Source organism: Rhizobium sp. GCM10022189 (genome assembly GCF_042656325.1).
Classification (GTDB): Bacteria; Pseudomonadota; Alphaproteobacteria; order Rhizobiales; family Rhizobiaceae; genus Rhizobium.
Genome location: NZ_JBHSOR010000039.1, coordinates 158,631 through 174,751 on the forward strand (window position 1 = coordinate 158,631; position 16,121 = coordinate 174,751).

Consider the following 16,121-nt stretch of genomic DNA (forward strand, 5'->3'; position numbering starts at 1 on the left):
TTGGCGGTTGGGGAGGTTCTGAATGAAGACTGTTTCGGCCCAGGGCATCACTGGGGAGGACGGCCTTGCCGGTTCTGCTTTCCAGTTTACAGCGTCGATGATCGGCCCGTCCTGCGACGGCGGCCAGGCAACACCAGGCACGTTCGTTTCGCGGGAGTTCACGCTGGAGGCCGTTCCCGCCGAAGCAACGCTGCGTATCTCGGCCCTCGGCCTCTATCGTGCCTTCCTCAACGGAAAGCGCGTGGGCAACGATCTTCTGACACCCGGCTGGACCTGCTACGACGACCGGATCGCCTATCAGACCTACTATGTCGCAAAGCTCCTGCAACCCGGCAGCAACCGCATCGAGATCTGGCTGGGTGACGGCTGGTATCGCAGCCAGCTGATGTGGGCCGCCAATCCGATCGTCAATTGCTGGGGCGAGCGGACGGCGGCCATTGCCGAATTGCACGCCGGCGGCGAGCTGCTGCTGAAGACGGACGGCAGCTGGAAAAGCGGCTTCACTCCCGTCCTGCGCAACGGCATCTATTATGGCGAGGATTATGACGCCCGCATCCGCCCGCAGGACAGCCACGGTATCGATGTGCTCCCGTTCGACAGGGCTCTGCTGGTTCCGCACGAGACCGGCGCGGTCAAGGAACTGGACGCTCTCTCGCCGACCGAAAGCTGGACCGAGGCGGATGGCCGAACCGTCTATGATTTCGGACAGAATGCCGGCGCCTATATAAGGCTGCGCGTCAAGGGCGCTGCCGGCGCGCAGGTGCGCGTCGAACATTCCGAAGTGCTCGGCCCCGAGCGCTTCTTCGACAACCGCAACTATCGCAGCGCGCGCGCCGAACTGATCTATACGCTTTCGGGGCAAGGCGAAGAGGAATACGCGCCGCTCTTCACCTTCATGGGTTTCCGCTTTGCGCGCGTTACCATTACCGGACAGGCCGAGCTTGTCGCGATTGCCATGGTGCCTGTTACTTCAGTGCCGACACGCGCCGGCGGCTTCACGTCGGGCATCGCCGCCGTCAACAGGCTTGTCGACAACACGATCTGGTCGCAACGCTCCAACTTCATTGAAGTGCCGACCGATTGCCCGCAGCGCGACGAACGCCTCGGCTGGACGGGCGATGCCCAGGTATTCGCCGGTACGGCCTGCTGGCTCGCAGACAGCCACACCTTCCTCAGGAAATATCTCCGCGACGTGATCCACGACCAGCGTGCCAATGGCGCGGTCTCGCATTTTTCGCCGGACCCGACGCGACTGCACCCGATCGACGGCCGCGGCGAGTGGGCAGGATCGACCGGCTGGGGCGACGCAATCGTCATCATTCCCTGGCAGCTCTACCTGCATTACGGCGACAGCGCGGCGCTGGAGGAGTGCTTTCCCGCGATGCTTCGCTGGCTCGACTATCTCTGGGGAATCTCGAACGGACCGATCATCCGGCCGGCCGCCCTCTGGGGCGCGCACGGCTTCACCTTCGGCGACTGGCTGCAGCCGGTCGGAGACAACAGAAAGCCACGCCCGACCGTGGCAGACGATTGCGCAGCCACCCTCTATCACTTTATTTCGACGCAGCTCACGGCAAAGATTGCCCGCATCCTCGGCGAAACCGTTGAAGCCGTACGGCTCGAAAGACGTGCGGAAGAGATCAGGGCGGCGTTCAAGCACGAATTCTTTTCACCCTCCGGCCGCATTGCCCATAACGACCAGACTTCATGGTCTCTCGCATTCCTCTACGGCCTTGTTCCGCCCGAATACGAAGAGGCCGCTCGGGTTTATTTCCGTCGGGTGGCGGAGGAGACCGAGGGCGTCATCGGCACGGGGTTCATCGGCACCCCTGCCCTGCTGCCAGCCCTGACCCGGCTCGGCATGCTGGACCTTGCCGAGAAGATGTTCCTCAACCGGAAGGTCCCCGGCTGGCTCTATCAGGTCGAACGCGGTGCGACATCGATATGGGAACGATGGGATGCGCTTGCCGAAGACGGGACGATCTACGATCCCGACATGAACAGCTATAATCATTATGCCTACGGCGCCGTGTGCCAGTGGCTCTTTGAGGACGTTGCGGGCATCAAGCCGCGGGAAGACAAGCCCGGTTTCGAGGAAGTGAGCTTCGATCCCGCGATCCTGCCCGCGCTCTCGCCGGTTTCGGCCTGGCACGACACGCGTTTTGGCCGCATCGAAGCGGGATGGACCCTGGAGGAGGGAACCGTCACATGCCGCCTTGTGCTGCCGCTGGGCGTAACGGCGCGCCTGCAGGCCAGGGGCGATCGCAAGTCGCTGAAGGCAGACGGCATTCCGGTCGAGCAAGGTGAGGAGACGAAGCTCGAAGCAGGAGAACACACGATTACGTTTTCCATCTGATGCGGCGCTCGCGGGTCTTTGATCCGCGAACAGCCAGCCCAACGCATTCCGGTCTTCAAGAGGAGGAAGTGACTATGCGAATGACGAAGTGCAGCATCCTTGCAGCCAGCATCATGGCTCTTGCCGCTGGAGTGGCACATGCGGATGTGACCCTCAGCGTCCTGATCGATACCAATCCGGAATCCATTGCCTCGTTCGATGCGGTTTCCAAAGCCTACATGGAGAAGCATCCGGACGTTACGTTCGATGTCGAGCAGCGCGCCGGTGGGTCCGAGGGTGACAATATCGTCAAGACCCGGCTCGCCACGGGCGAAATGGCCGATATTTTTCAGTATAACAGCGGCTCGCTCTTCCAGGCTTTGAAGCCGCAGGAGACGATTGCAGATCTATCCGACCTTCCGTCGGAAGCCGGCATTCTCGACAGTTTCAAAAAGGTCGTCACCAGTCCCGACGGCCATGTTCGCGGCCTTCCTTTCGGTCCCGCCATGGGCGGCGGCATCTTCTACAACAGAAAGATCTACGCCGATCTCGGGCTCACACCGCCGAAGACCTGGGCGGAGTTCATGAGCAACAACGAGAAGATCAAGGCAGCCGGCAAGGTGGCCGTGGCACAGACCTACGGCACGACCTGGACATCCCAGCTTTTTGTGCTCGCCGACTTCTATAACGTCCAGACCGAGGTTCCGAACTTCGCGAGCGACTATACCGCCAACAAAATCAAATATGCCACGACGCCTGCCGCACTGCGCGGTTTCGAACATCTCGAGGAAGTGGCAAAGGGCGGTTTCCTCAACGCAGACTTCGGTGCGGCGACCTTTGACGACGGCATGCGGATGGTGGCCACCGGCGAGGCCGCGCACTATCCGAACCTCACCTTCGGCATCGGCAACGTTCAGCAGAACTTTCCGGACAATCTGAAGGACCTGGGCTTCTTCGCCCAACCCGGCACGGATGCCGCCAAGAACGGCCTGACGGTCTGGATGCCCTCCGCGCTCTATGCTTCCGCAAAGTCCGAAAACCTCGAAGAGGCCAAGAAATTCCTTGATTTCGTCGGCTCCAAGGAAGCCTGCGATCTGATGGCGAAGGCCGTCCCGTCGGGTCCCTATCTCGTCAAGGGATGCGAACTTCCGAAGGATGTTCCGCCGGTCGTTTCCGACATGCTGCCCTATTTCAACACCGACGGGCATAACGGTCCCGCCCTCGAATTCCTCTCGCCCGTCAAGGGACCGGCGCTCGAGCAGATCACGGTCGAGGTCGGGACCGGCATCCGGTCGGCCAAGGATGCCGCCGCCCTCTACGATCAGGATGTCGAGAAGCAGGCCAAGCAGCTCGGCCTGCCGAACTGGTAACCTTTCAGCCGATCCCCCATCCAGGCCGCAGCCTGGATGGGGGACGCTTCACGGTGTCCGTATGAGAACACGCAAGTCACCCTATCCCTACTGGTTCGTCCTGCCGGCGGCGGTGATATTCACCGTCCTCTTCCTGGCGCCGACGGTCGCCTCCTTCTGGTTCAGCCTCACGCGCTGGGACCTGTTCACCACCCAGTTCATCGGCCTGGAAAACTACCGGCAGTTCTTCCGCGAACCCTTTCTCATCCAGGGACTGGTGAATACGATCATCTATGCCGTCCTGACCTCGGGCACGAAAACCGTCCTCGGCCTGCTGCTCGCCGTATTGCTGACCTCGGGCCTCTGGGGCCAGGGCCTGTTGCGCACCGTGATCTTCTTTCCGGTTCTCGTGTCGACGATCGGCGTCGGCATCACCTTTTCGGTGCTCATGCATCCGACACGCGGATTGATCAACGTGGCGCTCGCCGCCATCGGCATTCACGGCCCCGGCTGGCTGACCGACCCGGCGCTTGCACTTTACTCCATCGTTTTCGTCGATCTCTGGAAGGGCATCGGCCTTGCGACCGTGATCTATATCGCCGGCCTCGCGTCAATCAGCCCCGACTATTACGAGGCCGCCCGCATTGACGGCGCGACCCGCACGCAGATGTTCTTCCGTGTCACGGTCCCGCTGGTCAGGCCCGCGACGGTGACGGTCGTCACACTCTCGCTGATCGGGGGGCTTAGAAGCTTCGACCTGATCTGGGCAATGACGCGCGGCGGCCCGGGCTTTTCGTCGGACGTGCTCGCAAGCGTCATCTACAAGCAGTATCAGGCGGGTTTCTACGGCCTGTCGACAGCCGGCAACGTGATCCTTTTCCTGCTGATCGGCCTCATCGTTCTGCCATTGACGGCCTGGTTCAACCGCAAGGAGGTGGACCTATGAGCCGCCGCCAGTTCTACACCGGGATTGCTGCACTGGCCGCCTGCGGCGTGATTTTCGTCATGCCTTTCCTCTTCATCTTCATTACCGCCGCCAAGACGAAACAGGATGCGGCCGCGCTGAAATTCAGCTGGCCGGTCGAATGGCAGCTCTGGCAGAATTTCATGGAGGTTGTGCAGACCCGCAACTACATGCTGCTGCTCGCCTATTTCAATTCGACCGTCATCACGGTAGCCGCCGTCACCCTCCTGGTGCTGTTCGGCGCCATGGTCGGCTATGTGCTGCAACGCCGCCCGTCGCGCTGGAACACACTCATCTACGGCTGCGTGCTCGCCGGCCTGATGATCCCGCCGGCCGTGGTGCCGACCATCTGGGTGCTGCAGGTGCTCGGCCTCTTCAAGAGCCTGTCCGGCATGGTGCTGATCCAGGTCGCCTATGGCCTCGGCTTCACTGTTCTGCTGTTTCGCAGCTTCATCGCAACCATTCCGCGGGATCTCGACGAGGCTGCCATCATCGACGGCGCAAAGCCGTTCCAGATCTTCTTTCGCGTCATCCTGCCGCTTCTGAAGCCTGTCACCGTCACTGTCATCGTCGTCCAGTCGATTGCCATCTTCAACGATTTCACCAACCCGCTCTACTATCTGCCGGGCCGGGAAAACGTCACGGTGCAGCTGACGCTCTACAATTTTCAGGGCCAGTTCCAGACCCAGTTCAACCTGCTGTTCATGAACATTCTTCTGGTGACTATTCCGCCCCTGATCGTCTTCATCTTCTTCAACCGGCAGATCGTTGCAGGCATGACCGCCGGTGCAGTCAAGGGATAGGCCATGACATCAGTTGTTCTCGAGAGTGTCCGCAAGAGCTTTGGCAGCCTGGAGGTCATGAAGGGTATCGACCTCACCGTCGAGCCGGGCGAGTTCTGCGTCTTCGTCGGCCCGTCCGGCTGCGGGAAATCGACCCTGCTGCGCATCATCTCCGGATTGGAGACGACGACATCCGGGCAGGTTTTCATCGACGGCAAGGACGTCACCGATGCAGAGCCCTCCGAGCGCGGCATCGCCATGGTTTTCCAGTCCTATGCGCTTTATCCGCATCTCACCGTCGCAGAAAACATCGGCTTCGGCCTGTCGCTCGCCAGACGCCCCAAGGCCGAAATCACCGAGAGGGTGAAGCAGACCGCCGATATCCTGCAGCTTTCGCACCTGCTCGACCGCAAGCCGAAGGCACTGTCGGGCGGCCAGCGCCAGCGCGTCGCAATCGGCCGGGCCATCATCCGCAACCCGAAAGTCTTCCTGTTCGACGAGCCGCTGTCGAACCTCGATGCGTCTCTGCGCTCGCAGATGCGCATCGAATTGACCGACCTTCATGCCAAGCTCGGCGCCACCATGATCTACGTCACCCACGACCAGGTGGAAGCGATGACGATGGCCGACAAGATCGTCGTTCTGAACGGCGGAGCAATCGAGCAGGTCGGCTCGCCGATGGCGCTTTACAACAATCCCACCACCCCATTCGTCGCCGGCTTCATTGGTTCGCCGAAGATGAACCTGTTCGAGGGAGAGATTGCCGCGCGGGAAGGCTGCCGGATCTATGGCATCCGGCCGGAACATGTCGCGCTCTCGTCGAGCGAAGGAAAATGGCAGGGCAAGATACGACATATCGAGCGGCTCGGCGCCGATACGGTAGTCTATCTCGACGTACCGGAATTGCAGACGCTCGTCGTTCGCACGGACGGCGATCGGCCGGTCAGGATCGGCGAAACGCAATTCGCCTCACCGCTTGCGGGTAAGGAACACAGGTTCACCTGATCTCTATCGGACGATGCGAAAATCGCCCGGCACCTCGTCGACAGTGGCCTCCTCCGCCTTCACGTCCGACACCGAAGAGCCGGCGGGTCCGCTCCAGAAACGCTCGAGCATGGAGCCGGTGGCGCTTTGAGAACCGACGATCAGGGCGCTGACCGAGCCGTCGGCTTCATTGCGCACCCAGCCCGTCAGGCCAAGCTGCAGCGCCTGGCCGCGGGTCCAGGCGCGATAGCCGACGCCCTGCACCCCACCGGTGATACGCACACGAAAAGCATCCTGGGTTTCGGTCATCTGAATCCGTCTCCGACAACCAATGATGATGGTGCTGCCAGCGCTGATTGCAAGGGTCATGTTGTGCCGCCGGCCATGCCGAGCGTCGCCAGACGTTTTCATCGGCAGATTCGGAGCTGTCTCAACCCGTGGCGGAGATAGTGCCGATCACAGAGCGCATATCCCGCCGAAAGTCGGATGGCGACATGCCGGCAATGTTGCGGAAGGACTTGTTGAAGGCACTGATCGAGCCGAAGCCGCTATCCATCGCGATCTGGAGCACATTCGCCCCCTCGCCCATCAACTGCGCCTGGGCATGCGAAAGACGCAGCAGATTGATATATTTGCTGATCGTCATGCCCGTCGTCTTCTTGAACAGGTTCATCGCATATTTCGGATGAAGATCGACCGCGCGGGCGATTTCGGCCGTATCGATATCCTGCAGGAAGTTGCTCGCGATAAAATCGCACATGCGCGCGACACTGCGGGAAAGATGCGAATTGGGCTGTTCGAGCTCTTCGACGCTGGTGCCCGGCACCATGAGATATGACTCGAGCGCTATGCGTTCGATGCGCAGAAGCAATTCGTCGACGGCGTGCTGCGTCTTCCTGACATCATTGGATCTGGCGTAGTCATACCAGCGCGGGAAATTTGCCTCGTCGGCCGCATCGGTGGCCGATGTCAGCAAGATTTCTCCCTTCATCAGACGTGTGCCTATGGCCGGAGGCAGGCGCATCCTGAAGAAATAGACGAGCGGCAGGTGCGCGCCGGCATAAAGAGAATCATCCGAGGATTCGTCCATCTGATGCGGCTGCCCTCCCCAGAAAAGGCACATCTGGCCGGCCTTGAGGGTAATGTCATGGTCATTCATGCGGTAGTGAACGCTGCCGCGCATGATGTAATTGACCTCCACCTGCGCATGCCAGTGCGGCATCGCCATGACCGGAGGATGGGCATAGAACATCTGCAGCGCCATCGGCATGCCTTCAATCGTGCTGGCACCGGGCTGGTAAACAGGTTTGCCGACGACCTTACTTTCCGCCAATTCCATATTCCCTTTTTATGAGACAGCCGTTCCCTCCGCGCTAGATTAGCCATGTTCGCTCAGCGACGGCAATTGAAAAGGGAGGATTTTCATGCGCTCTAAACTCATCACCGCAACGACAGTGCTCGTGCTGCTTGCATCCGGATCTGCCTATGCGCAATCCGCTACGCTAACCGTCTGGAGCTGGAACGTCGCAGCTTCCGCTCTCAAATCAACGCTCGAAGGCTTCAACAAACAGTTCCCCGACATCAAGGTCGATGTCCAGGATCTCGGCAATCAGCAGGTCTTCGACAAGACGCTTGCCGCCTGCGCCGCCGGCGGCGACGGACTTCCCGATATCGTAACGATCGAGAATTTCGAGGCGGAAATCTTCTGGAGCCGCTTCCCGGATTGCTTCGCCAATCTGAAGGACCTTGGCTATACCGCCGACATGCAGGCCAAATTCCCCGATTTCAAGCGCACCGAACTTGAGATCGGCGACGTCGCCTATGCCATGCCCTGGGATTCCGGCCCGGTCGCCGTCTTCTATCGTCGCGACTACTATGAAAAGGCGGGCGTCGATCCGAAGTCGATCGCAACCTGGGACGATTTTATTGCCGCCGGCAAGAAGGTATCGGAAGCCAATCCCGGTGTCGTGATGGGCCAGGCCGATTTCAACGGCGACAGCGAATGGTTCCGCATGCTCGCCAATGAACAGGGCTGCGGCTACTTCTCGACCGACGGCCAATCGATCACCATCAACCAGCCTGCCTGCGTCCAGACGCTGGAGAAGGTCAAGGCGATGAAGGATGCCGGCACGCTGACGGCGGCAAACTGGGACGAGAAGATCTCCTCCAACACCGCCGGCAAGGTCGCAAGCCAGGTCTACGGCGGCTGGTACGAAGGCACGATCCGCTCCGGCTCGCCCGATCTGTCCGGCAAGTGGGGCGTTTACCCCATGCCCGGCATGACGGCAGACAGCCCGCATGCGGCCAATCTCGGCGGCTCTTCGCTTGCCATCAACGCCAATTCGCAGAACAAGGAAGCGGCCTTCAAATATCTGACCTATGCGCTCACCACCAATGAGGGCCAGGTCACGATGCTGAAATCGTTCGGCCTCGTGCCGTCACTGCTGTCGGCCGTGCAGGATCCCTTCGTCAACGAGCCGCAGCCCTATTGGGACGGCCAGAAGATCTGGGCCGACATCCTCGCCACCCTGCCGAAGATCGTGCCGAGCCGCGGCACGGCCTTCCAGACGGATGCCGATGCCATCTACAAGACGACGCAGACGAAATACCTCGCCGGCGGTTATCCCGATGCGAAGGCGGCTCTCGACGATGCCGCCAACCAGATCGCCTCGGCAACCGGTCTTCCGATCGCACAGTGAATGACAGGCCGGGCGCCAAAGCGCCCGGCTTCGCTTGCCGCGGGAGGCGGCCGGCACATTCGTTTTGGTAAGGAGGTACCATGCCGATCAGAAACCGGAGCGCCTATGCGTTCCTTGCGCCCTATCTTCTGGTCTTCGCCGCCTTCTGGGTCTGGCCAATCATCAATTCGTTCCTGATTTCGTTCCAGAATACGCGCATCAATCCGTGGAAATTCAGCCTTCAGGCCAATTGGGGGCGCCTTTTTTCCGACCCTGCCTTCTACAACGCCGTCTATAACACGCTCATCATCCTGGTCATCCAGGTTCCCGTCATGATCGCCCTTGCGACTGTCATGGCGGTGCTGCTGAACTCGCCGCTTCTGAAAGCGCGCGCGCTGTTCCGCTTTGCCTTCTTCGCGCCTGTCGTCGTTGGCGAGGTTGCCTATGCCGCCGTCTTCCGGCTGATGTTCAATCTCGATTTCGGCATCGTCAACAAGCTGATCGGCGCAGCCGGCCTGGCACCCGTTTCCTGGTTCGACAATGCCAATGCCGCCATGGTCGTCATCATCATCGCCGTTACCTGGCGATGGGCGGGCTACAATGCCATCATCATCCTGGCAGGCCTGCAATCGATCCCTGAAGACGTCTATGAGGCAGCAACTCTCGACCGTGTCAGCAAGCTGCAACAGTTCTTCCACATCACCCTGCCGCTGCTGAAACCGATCATCCTCTTCTGTGTGGTTCTATCCGTCATCGGCACGATGCAGCTCTTCGCCGAGCCCTTCCTGATCACCAATCGCGGCGGACCGGGCGGCGGTACGGAGACACTTGGCCTGCTTCTCTATCGCCAGGGCTTTACATCCTTGAATTTCGGCTACGCCTCGGCGATCGCCTACACGATGGCAGCACTGGCGGTGGCAATCTCGCTTCTCAATCTCTGGGTCGGGAGGGAACCGAAATGAGATCCAAGTCGCAATCCCTTCTCGTCCGCCAGATCGCCCTGCACGCCTTCCTGCTGCCGCTCGCCATCATCTGGCTCTTTCCGCTCTGGATGATGTTCGTCTTCTCGACCATGCCCGACTACGGCATCTTCAGCCCGCAAATCGTTCTCTGGCCCTCGACCAACTTCATCGCGAATTTCCAGAACCTGCAGGCAGACACGAATTTCGTCGGTGCGATGGTGATCTCCATCGTCGTCGCCACCGTCTATACCACGCTGTCCGTGCTGCTGACCTCCATGGCCGGCTGGGCGCTCGCCCGCTATCGCTTCGTCGGCCGCTCCTTGGTCATTGCCATCATTCTCGGCACGATCACCCTGCCCTATTTCGTCGTCGTCATTCCGCAGTTCATCATGGTGGCGCGCGAGTTCAAGCTCGCCAATACCTGGGTTGCCCTCATCGTGCCGCCGCTTTTCAATTCGCTCGGCGTGCTCTTCATGCGCCAGTCCTTTTCCATGATGCCGAACGACCTTTTCGACGCAGCCCGCGTCGAAGGCGTCAAGGAATGGCAGATCTTCCTGCGGATTGCCTTGCCGCTCGCCCGGCCAACCATGGCGGCGCTGGCGATCATCCTCTTCCTCGCCTCCTGGAACAATTACCTCTGGCCGCTGCTGATCAATTCCAAGCCCGGCATGATGACCGCCCCGGTAGCGCTTGGCGTGCTGATCGGCCTCACCAAAGTATCCTGGGGCGGCATCATGGCCGGGGCGGTGCTTCTGACCGCACCGATCCTCGTCGTCTTCGTGGCCCTGCAGCGTCACTTCATCGCCGGCATTGCGGCCGGCGCAATCAAATAATCGGGGAGCCCATGGCAGAGCTTTCACTCAACAATATCGTCAAACGCTACGGCGCATTCGAGATCATCCACGGCGCCAATCTGGACGTGAAGGACGGCGAGTTCGTCGTCTTCGTCGGCCCTTCGGGCTGCGGCAAGTCCACGCTTCTGCGCATGATCGCCGGCCTCGAGGATATTACCGGCGGCGAATTGAAGATCGGCGGCCGCGTCGTCAACGATGTCGAGCCGGCCGATCGCGGCATCGCCATGGTCTTTCAGTCCTATGCGCTCTACCCGCATCTGACGGTGGAGGAGAACCTGAGTTTCGGCCTGCGCATGAACGGCAATCCGAAGGCCGATACCGAACGGCGCGTGCGCCACGTCGCCGAGATCCTGCAGATCACCGAATTGATGAAACGCCGCCCGAAACAGCTGTCCGGCGGCCAGCGCCAGCGTGTCGCGATCGGCCGGGCCATCGTGCGCGAACCGCAGGTCTTCCTGTTCGACGAGCCGTTGTCGAATCTCGACGCGGAATTGCGCGTGCAGATGCGCGTCGAGATTTCCCGGCTGCACAAGCAGCTTGGTACGACGATGATCTATGTCACCCACGACCAGACAGAAGCGATGACGCTTGCCGACAAGATCGTCGTCCTGCGGGCCGGCAATATCGAACAGATCGGCGCGCCGCTCGACCTTTACGACGATCCGGCCAACCAGTTCGTCGCCGGCTTCGTCGGTTCGCCGAAGATGAATTTCCTGAAGGCCGAAGTGACAGATGTGCAGGCTGGCAAGACAACGGTCGTGCTGGCCAGCGACAAGACGGTGCGCCTTCAGCTGCCGCTTTCCGATCCGTCTGTCACATCGGGCATGGCTGTGACGCTCGGCATCCGACCCGAACATTTCGGTGAACCCGGCGAAGGCGAAGCCGACCTGGAGGTCGCCGTCGACGTTGCCGAACACCTCGGCAATACCAGCTATATCTATGCCAATCTCGGCGGCGACCAGCTCATCATCGAGCGGCCGGAATCCCGCAGCCTCGGCAAGGCCGAGACATTGACGGTCTCGCTGCCTGCGGCCCGCACCTTCCTGTTCGATGCCGCCGGCAGGCGGCTCCGCTAACGTGATCCCAGGACTGAAAGACGAAAGAGGACAATTATGACGTCAGATAATCCGATCCGCTGGGGCATTATCGGCCCCGGCACCATCGCCCGCACCTTTGCCGACGGTGTCGCGCATTCGCGCACCGGCAAACTCGTGGCGATCGCCACCCGCAATCCCGACAAGCCTGGCCTTGCCGACGGCTTTCCGGGCGCACGCATCGTCAACGGCTATGAGGCGCTGCTGACGGACAAGGAGGTCGATGCGATCTATATCGCCACGCCCCATACCGGCCATGCGGAATGGGCGATCAAGGCAATCCGCGCCGGCAAGCATGTGCTGGTGGAAAAGCCGATCGCCCTGTCCGCCTATGATGCCGAGGCAATCTATTACGAGGCCAAGAAGGCCGGCGTCTTTGCCGGCGAGGCCTTCATGTACCGAGTGCATCCGCAGACCGAGAAGCTGGTCGAACTCATCAGGAGCGGCACGATCGGCGAAATCCGCATCATCCGCTCCAGCTTCGGTTTCAGCATGGGCAGCTACAGACCGGAACACCGCCTGTTTGCGAATGAGACGGCCGGCGGCGGCATCCTCGATGTCGGCGGCTATCCCGTTTCCATGGCCCGGCTGATTGCCGGCACGGCTGCCGGAAAGCCGTTCCTTGAGCCGGAAAAGGTCGCTGGCGTGGCGCATCTCGGCCAGTCCGGCGTCGATGAATGGGCCTCTGCCGTCCTGAAATTCCCGAACGAGATCATAGCGGAGGTCTCGTGCTCGATCATGGCGCAGCAGGACAACGTGCTGCGCATCATCGGCTCTCAGGGCCGCATCGAGGTCAAGGATTTCTGGTTCGCCTCCGGCCACAAGGGCGGCGTCGGCAAGATCGAAATCTTCAAGGGCGGCGAACAGCAGACGGTCGAGGTCAAGGAGGATCGCTGGCTTTATTCCTTCGAAGCGGATGCGGCCGGTGACGCGATCCGCGCCGGCGAGCAGGAATTCCGCTCGCCCGGCATGAGCTGGACGGATTCGATCAACAACCTCAAGGTGCTCGACCAGTGGCGCGCCTCGGTCGGCCTCGAATATGGCGTCGAGAAGGCCGCCGGGCGTACCCTGAACATCGCCGGCGGCACTGTCCGGCGCGGCAACTCCATTCCCCAGCGTCGGATCCCCGGCATTTCCAAGCCGGCTTCGGTCGTCACCCTCGGCTTCGAATTCTTCCCGAATTTCGCGTCCGCCTCGCTGACGCTCGATACTTTCTATGAAGCCGGCGGCAATGTCTTCGATACGGCCTTCGTCTATGGCGGCGGCAAGACGGAAAGCATCTTTGGCGACTGGCATACGAGCCGAAAGGTGCCCCGCGAAGAGATCGTGCTGATCGGCAAGGGCGCCCATTCGCCGCTCTGCTATCCCGACATTATCGGCAAGCAGCTCGACCAGTCTCTCAATCGCCTCAAGACCGACTACGTCGATATCTATTTCATGCATCGTGACAATACCGACGTGCCGGTCGGCGAATTCGTCGATGCCATGGATGCGGAAGTCAAACGCGGCCGCATTCGCGGCATCTTCGGTGGCTCCAACTGGACGCGGGCGCGCTTCGACGAGGCGATCGCCTATGCGAAGAAGAACGGCAGGGCGGCGCCTGCCGCCCTTTCCAACAACTTCTCGCTCGCCGAAATGCTCGATCCGATCTGGGCCGGCTGCGTTGCCGCCTCGGACGACGAGTGGAAGAAGTGGCTGAACGAAAAGCAGATCCCGAACTTCGCCTGGTCGAGCCAGGGCCGCGGCTTCTTCACCGACCGGGCCGGCCGCGACAAGCGCGACGACGAGGAGATTGTGCGTTGCTGGTATTCGGATCGCAATTTCGAGCGGCGTGACAGGGCGATCGAACTCGCCAGGAAACTCGGCCGGCATCCGATCCATATCGCGCTGGCCTATGTCGTTGCTCAGCCCTTCCCTGTCATTCCGCTGATCGGGCCGCGCACGATCGCCGAACTGGAAGACAGCCTTTCGGCATTGGACATCAAGCTCACGCCCGAACAGGTGAAGTGGCTGGAGGCCTGATCGCCCTTCCCGGAGAGCCCATGACGACAAGCGGCGGGCCTGAGTGCCTGCCGCTCTTCTTTTGCGCGACAGCGCGGCGGCCGGCGGCAACTAATCGGTCGGTGTTGCATTCCGGCCATTGCCCTCAACCATAGGTCATCTAGTGTAGGATCGCACCAGGGGAGAAAGGCGATGACAAGAACGGTTTGGCCGAAGGAAGCGCTGACCTCGGAGACGATGAATTTTCTCGACGGCCTTCACCGGGAGTGGTGCTCGGCCGCGCGTTGCAGGCGTGACAGCGATCTCGGGATGGCAAAGGCGAAAGCGCTGGTCGACTGGTTCGAATTCGGCGTGCGGGATCGCGAGGAATTGCTGGGCCTGTTATCGGACGATTTTTCCGGCGCCGCCTGAGGCGCCCCACTTGTTTTTGCCGTATTGGCTCTACCTCATTCTGGACGATATCAGGAGGAGACGCCCTTGCGTAAACATTTAGTATTATTCGGTATTATCCTGTTTCCGACGGCAGGTTTCGCGCAATCCCCGGATCTGGAGGCGACATGCCAATCGGTCGCCAAGGGCTTCTTCATGAGCGATCAGATTTCGATCGGCATGGTTCAATCCTTCCCAGAGCTCAAGCCGCCGGGTGTTCGCATGACCTATTCGACCCGACCGGGAACCGCGCCGGGCGAGATGACCGATACGTTCGAATGCGAGTTCGACAAGGTCGAGAAGCCGCATCAGCTTGTGCGGTTTTGCGTTTCGAGCACCTGCTATTCGTCGAGCGAAGATGACGCCGATCGGAAGCGCCGTTTTGAGGAAGCCCGAATTCTGCTGGAGCGGGCCGAGAAGTAATCTACCTATACGCGACTAGCGGCGCCGGGAATGTCACCGCTCTCGCCGGTTCCCTACAGAAGGGCCACATCGTCACGATCGTCGTCGTCCACCAACTCCTGCATGGTCTCGTGTTCGTCATCCTCGCTGCACTCGTCGGATGCCCGCAGCCAGTGCCGAAGTGCGGCGCCTTGCGGGCCGCGCTCCTCCGCGATCAGAACTTCTCGGTCGTATCGGCCTTGCCCTTGACCCAGTAGCCCGAGGCCTTGATCCAGCTCAGCGGATAGGCGCGTTCTTCGACAAGATAGGCACGGATCGCCCGCACCACCGACGCTTCTGCGGCAATCCACACGAATGTCTGTGGAATGATGTCGATCCCTGCCAGGGCAGCAATCAGCGGTTCGGCATTCGTCGCATCGGCGAGAGGGCGGTAGACCCAACGCGTTGTAAGCGCTGCAGCCGTCTGGAAGGATTGTTCTTCCTGCGGGCCGGCGACCGCGGCGATCGCCACAATGGTCGTATCGGGCGCGCTCTCCTCGATCCGGCGGCCGATGGCGGGCAAAGCCGTTTCATCGCCGATCAGAAGCCATCTCTTCACGCTGCCTGCGACCACGGCTGAGCCGCGCGGGCCGCCGATCTCAAGAGAGGCTCCGGGCCGGGCGGCGATCGCCCATTGCGTGACCGGGCCGGCCTCGTGCAGGGCAAAGTCGATCGTCAGGCTGCAGGTGGCGTTGTCGTAGCGGCGCGGCGTGTAGTCCCGACGCTCCTCAACGCCATCGATGCCAGGCACGATGACCTTGATGTGGTCGTCAGGCGCAAGGCTGGTGAAGTCGGCAAGGTCCCTGCCCGCAAGCACGATGCGCCGCATGCCGGGCGTGATGTCGGTAACGCTTTCGACCGTCAGCGATCGGCGGCGCAATTCATGGCGTACCCGTTCGATGGCAGGTGCAGCAAGCTGGTGATGTGTGGATTGGCTGTTATCCATCATGTCCTTCCCGGGCTTCGGGAAACGATCCGCAGGACACAGCCGCGCAGATCGAAGCCGCAAAGCCGTTCGATCATACGCGTTGGGTGACGTTAACGCTTACGTGGCCGGATCGCTCCGGCCAATGACGATCCTTCTTATCGAAGGACGGAAAAGGACGCAATAGAAACTTGAGTATTTATATCCATTTTGAAACATTGTTCGAACGCTGCAATCGACCCGCAACCCGCAAGTTGTCGGATGCACGATTTTCACACGCGGTCGGTATGGTTCTTGCACCGTTACCAATATCCTTACGTTGG

15 protein-coding genes are annotated in these 16,121 nt (G+C 60.9%); 12 read left to right on the top strand and 3 right to left on the bottom strand.

Annotated features, from left to right (window positions below):
- Window positions 1-97 precede the first annotated feature (97 nt).
- From ACFPWW_RS15730 to ACFPWW_RS15750, 5 genes are all read left to right on the top strand, one after another.
- Window positions 98-2,356 (top strand): family 78 glycoside hydrolase catalytic domain, encoded by a 2,259-nt coding sequence (locus tag ACFPWW_RS15730; protein ID WP_377312702.1) that lies wholly within the window; start codon window positions 98-100, stop codon window positions 2,354-2,356.
- A gap of 74 nt (window positions 2,357-2,430) precedes the next feature.
- A complete protein-coding gene (locus tag ACFPWW_RS15735; protein WP_377312440.1) occupies window positions 2,431-3,705 on the top strand; it encodes an ABC transporter substrate-binding protein in 1,275 nt (424 codons plus the stop codon).
- A gap of 61 nt (window positions 3,706-3,766) precedes the next feature.
- Window positions 3,767-4,630, top strand: coding sequence for a carbohydrate ABC transporter permease (locus tag ACFPWW_RS15740; protein ID WP_112570014.1), 864 nt, complete (start codon window positions 3,767-3,769; stop codon window positions 4,628-4,630).
- Window positions 4,627-5,451: a carbohydrate ABC transporter permease gene (locus ACFPWW_RS15745; RefSeq protein WP_112753721.1), complete on the top strand. Its 825-nt coding sequence runs from the start codon at window positions 4,627-4,629 to the stop codon at window positions 5,449-5,451. The genes ACFPWW_RS15740 and ACFPWW_RS15745 overlap by 4 nt, the downstream gene beginning before the upstream one ends.
- 3 nt (window positions 5,452-5,454) lie before the next feature.
- Window positions 5,455-6,435, top strand: a complete 981-nt coding sequence (locus tag ACFPWW_RS15750) for an ABC transporter ATP-binding protein (protein ID WP_377312441.1) — start codon at window positions 5,455-5,457, stop codon at window positions 6,433-6,435.
- A 3-nt stretch (window positions 6,436-6,438) separates the two neighbouring features.
- Here the strand turns inward: ACFPWW_RS15750 and ACFPWW_RS15755 are convergent, their stop codons facing one another.
- Together ACFPWW_RS15755 and ACFPWW_RS15760 are read right to left on the bottom strand one after the other, a co-directional pair.
- Entirely contained in the window at window positions 6,439-6,723 is a 285-nt protein-coding gene (locus tag ACFPWW_RS15755) for an acylphosphatase (protein WP_112570008.1), read from the bottom strand.
- Between the two features lie 121 nt (window positions 6,724-6,844).
- On the bottom strand, window positions 6,845-7,753 hold the full coding sequence (locus tag ACFPWW_RS15760) for a helix-turn-helix domain-containing protein (protein ID WP_377312443.1): 909 nt from the start codon (window positions 7,751-7,753) through the stop codon (window positions 6,845-6,847).
- An 85-nt stretch (window positions 7,754-7,838) separates the two neighbouring features.
- Here ACFPWW_RS15760 and ACFPWW_RS15765 point away from each other — a divergent pair, with 85 nt between their 5' ends.
- The 7 genes from ACFPWW_RS15765 (at window position 7,839) to ACFPWW_RS15795 (ending at window position 14,855) form a co-directional block, all read left to right on the top strand.
- Window positions 7,839-9,113, top strand: a complete 1,275-nt coding sequence (locus tag ACFPWW_RS15765; protein ID WP_112704156.1) for an ABC transporter substrate-binding protein — start codon at window positions 7,839-7,841, stop codon at window positions 9,111-9,113.
- An 80-nt stretch (window positions 9,114-9,193) separates the two neighbouring features.
- Complete coding sequence (locus ACFPWW_RS15770; protein WP_112704157.1) at window positions 9,194-10,054, top strand: carbohydrate ABC transporter permease; 861 nt, start codon at window positions 9,194-9,196, stop codon at window positions 10,052-10,054.
- Complete coding sequence (locus tag ACFPWW_RS15775) at window positions 10,051-10,887, top strand: carbohydrate ABC transporter permease (RefSeq protein WP_112570000.1); 837 nt, start codon at window positions 10,051-10,053, stop codon at window positions 10,885-10,887. Before ACFPWW_RS15770 ends, ACFPWW_RS15775 begins: the two co-directional genes overlap by 4 nt.
- 11 nt (window positions 10,888-10,898) lie before the next feature.
- Window positions 10,899-11,984 (top strand): ABC transporter ATP-binding protein, encoded by a 1,086-nt coding sequence (locus ACFPWW_RS15780; RefSeq protein ID WP_112704158.1) that lies wholly within the window; start codon window positions 10,899-10,901, stop codon window positions 11,982-11,984.
- Window positions 11,985-12,020: 36 nt separating this feature from the next.
- Complete coding sequence (locus tag ACFPWW_RS15785; protein ID WP_112704159.1) at window positions 12,021-14,024, top strand: aldo/keto reductase; 2,004 nt, start codon at window positions 12,021-12,023, stop codon at window positions 14,022-14,024.
- A gap of 171 nt (window positions 14,025-14,195) precedes the next feature.
- Entirely contained in the window at window positions 14,196-14,414 is a 219-nt protein-coding gene (locus tag ACFPWW_RS15790; protein WP_112569994.1) for a hypothetical protein, read from the top strand.
- Window positions 14,415-14,480: 66 nt separating this feature from the next.
- Window positions 14,481-14,855 (top strand): hypothetical protein, encoded by a 375-nt coding sequence (locus ACFPWW_RS15795; RefSeq protein ID WP_112569992.1) that lies wholly within the window; start codon window positions 14,481-14,483, stop codon window positions 14,853-14,855.
- A 193-nt stretch (window positions 14,856-15,048) separates the two neighbouring features.
- Here the strand turns inward: ACFPWW_RS15795 and ACFPWW_RS15800 are convergent, their stop codons facing one another.
- A complete protein-coding gene (locus ACFPWW_RS15800) occupies window positions 15,049-15,819 on the bottom strand; it encodes a siderophore-interacting protein (protein WP_377312703.1) in 771 nt (256 codons plus the stop codon).
- Window positions 15,820-16,121: the final 302 nt, after the last annotated feature.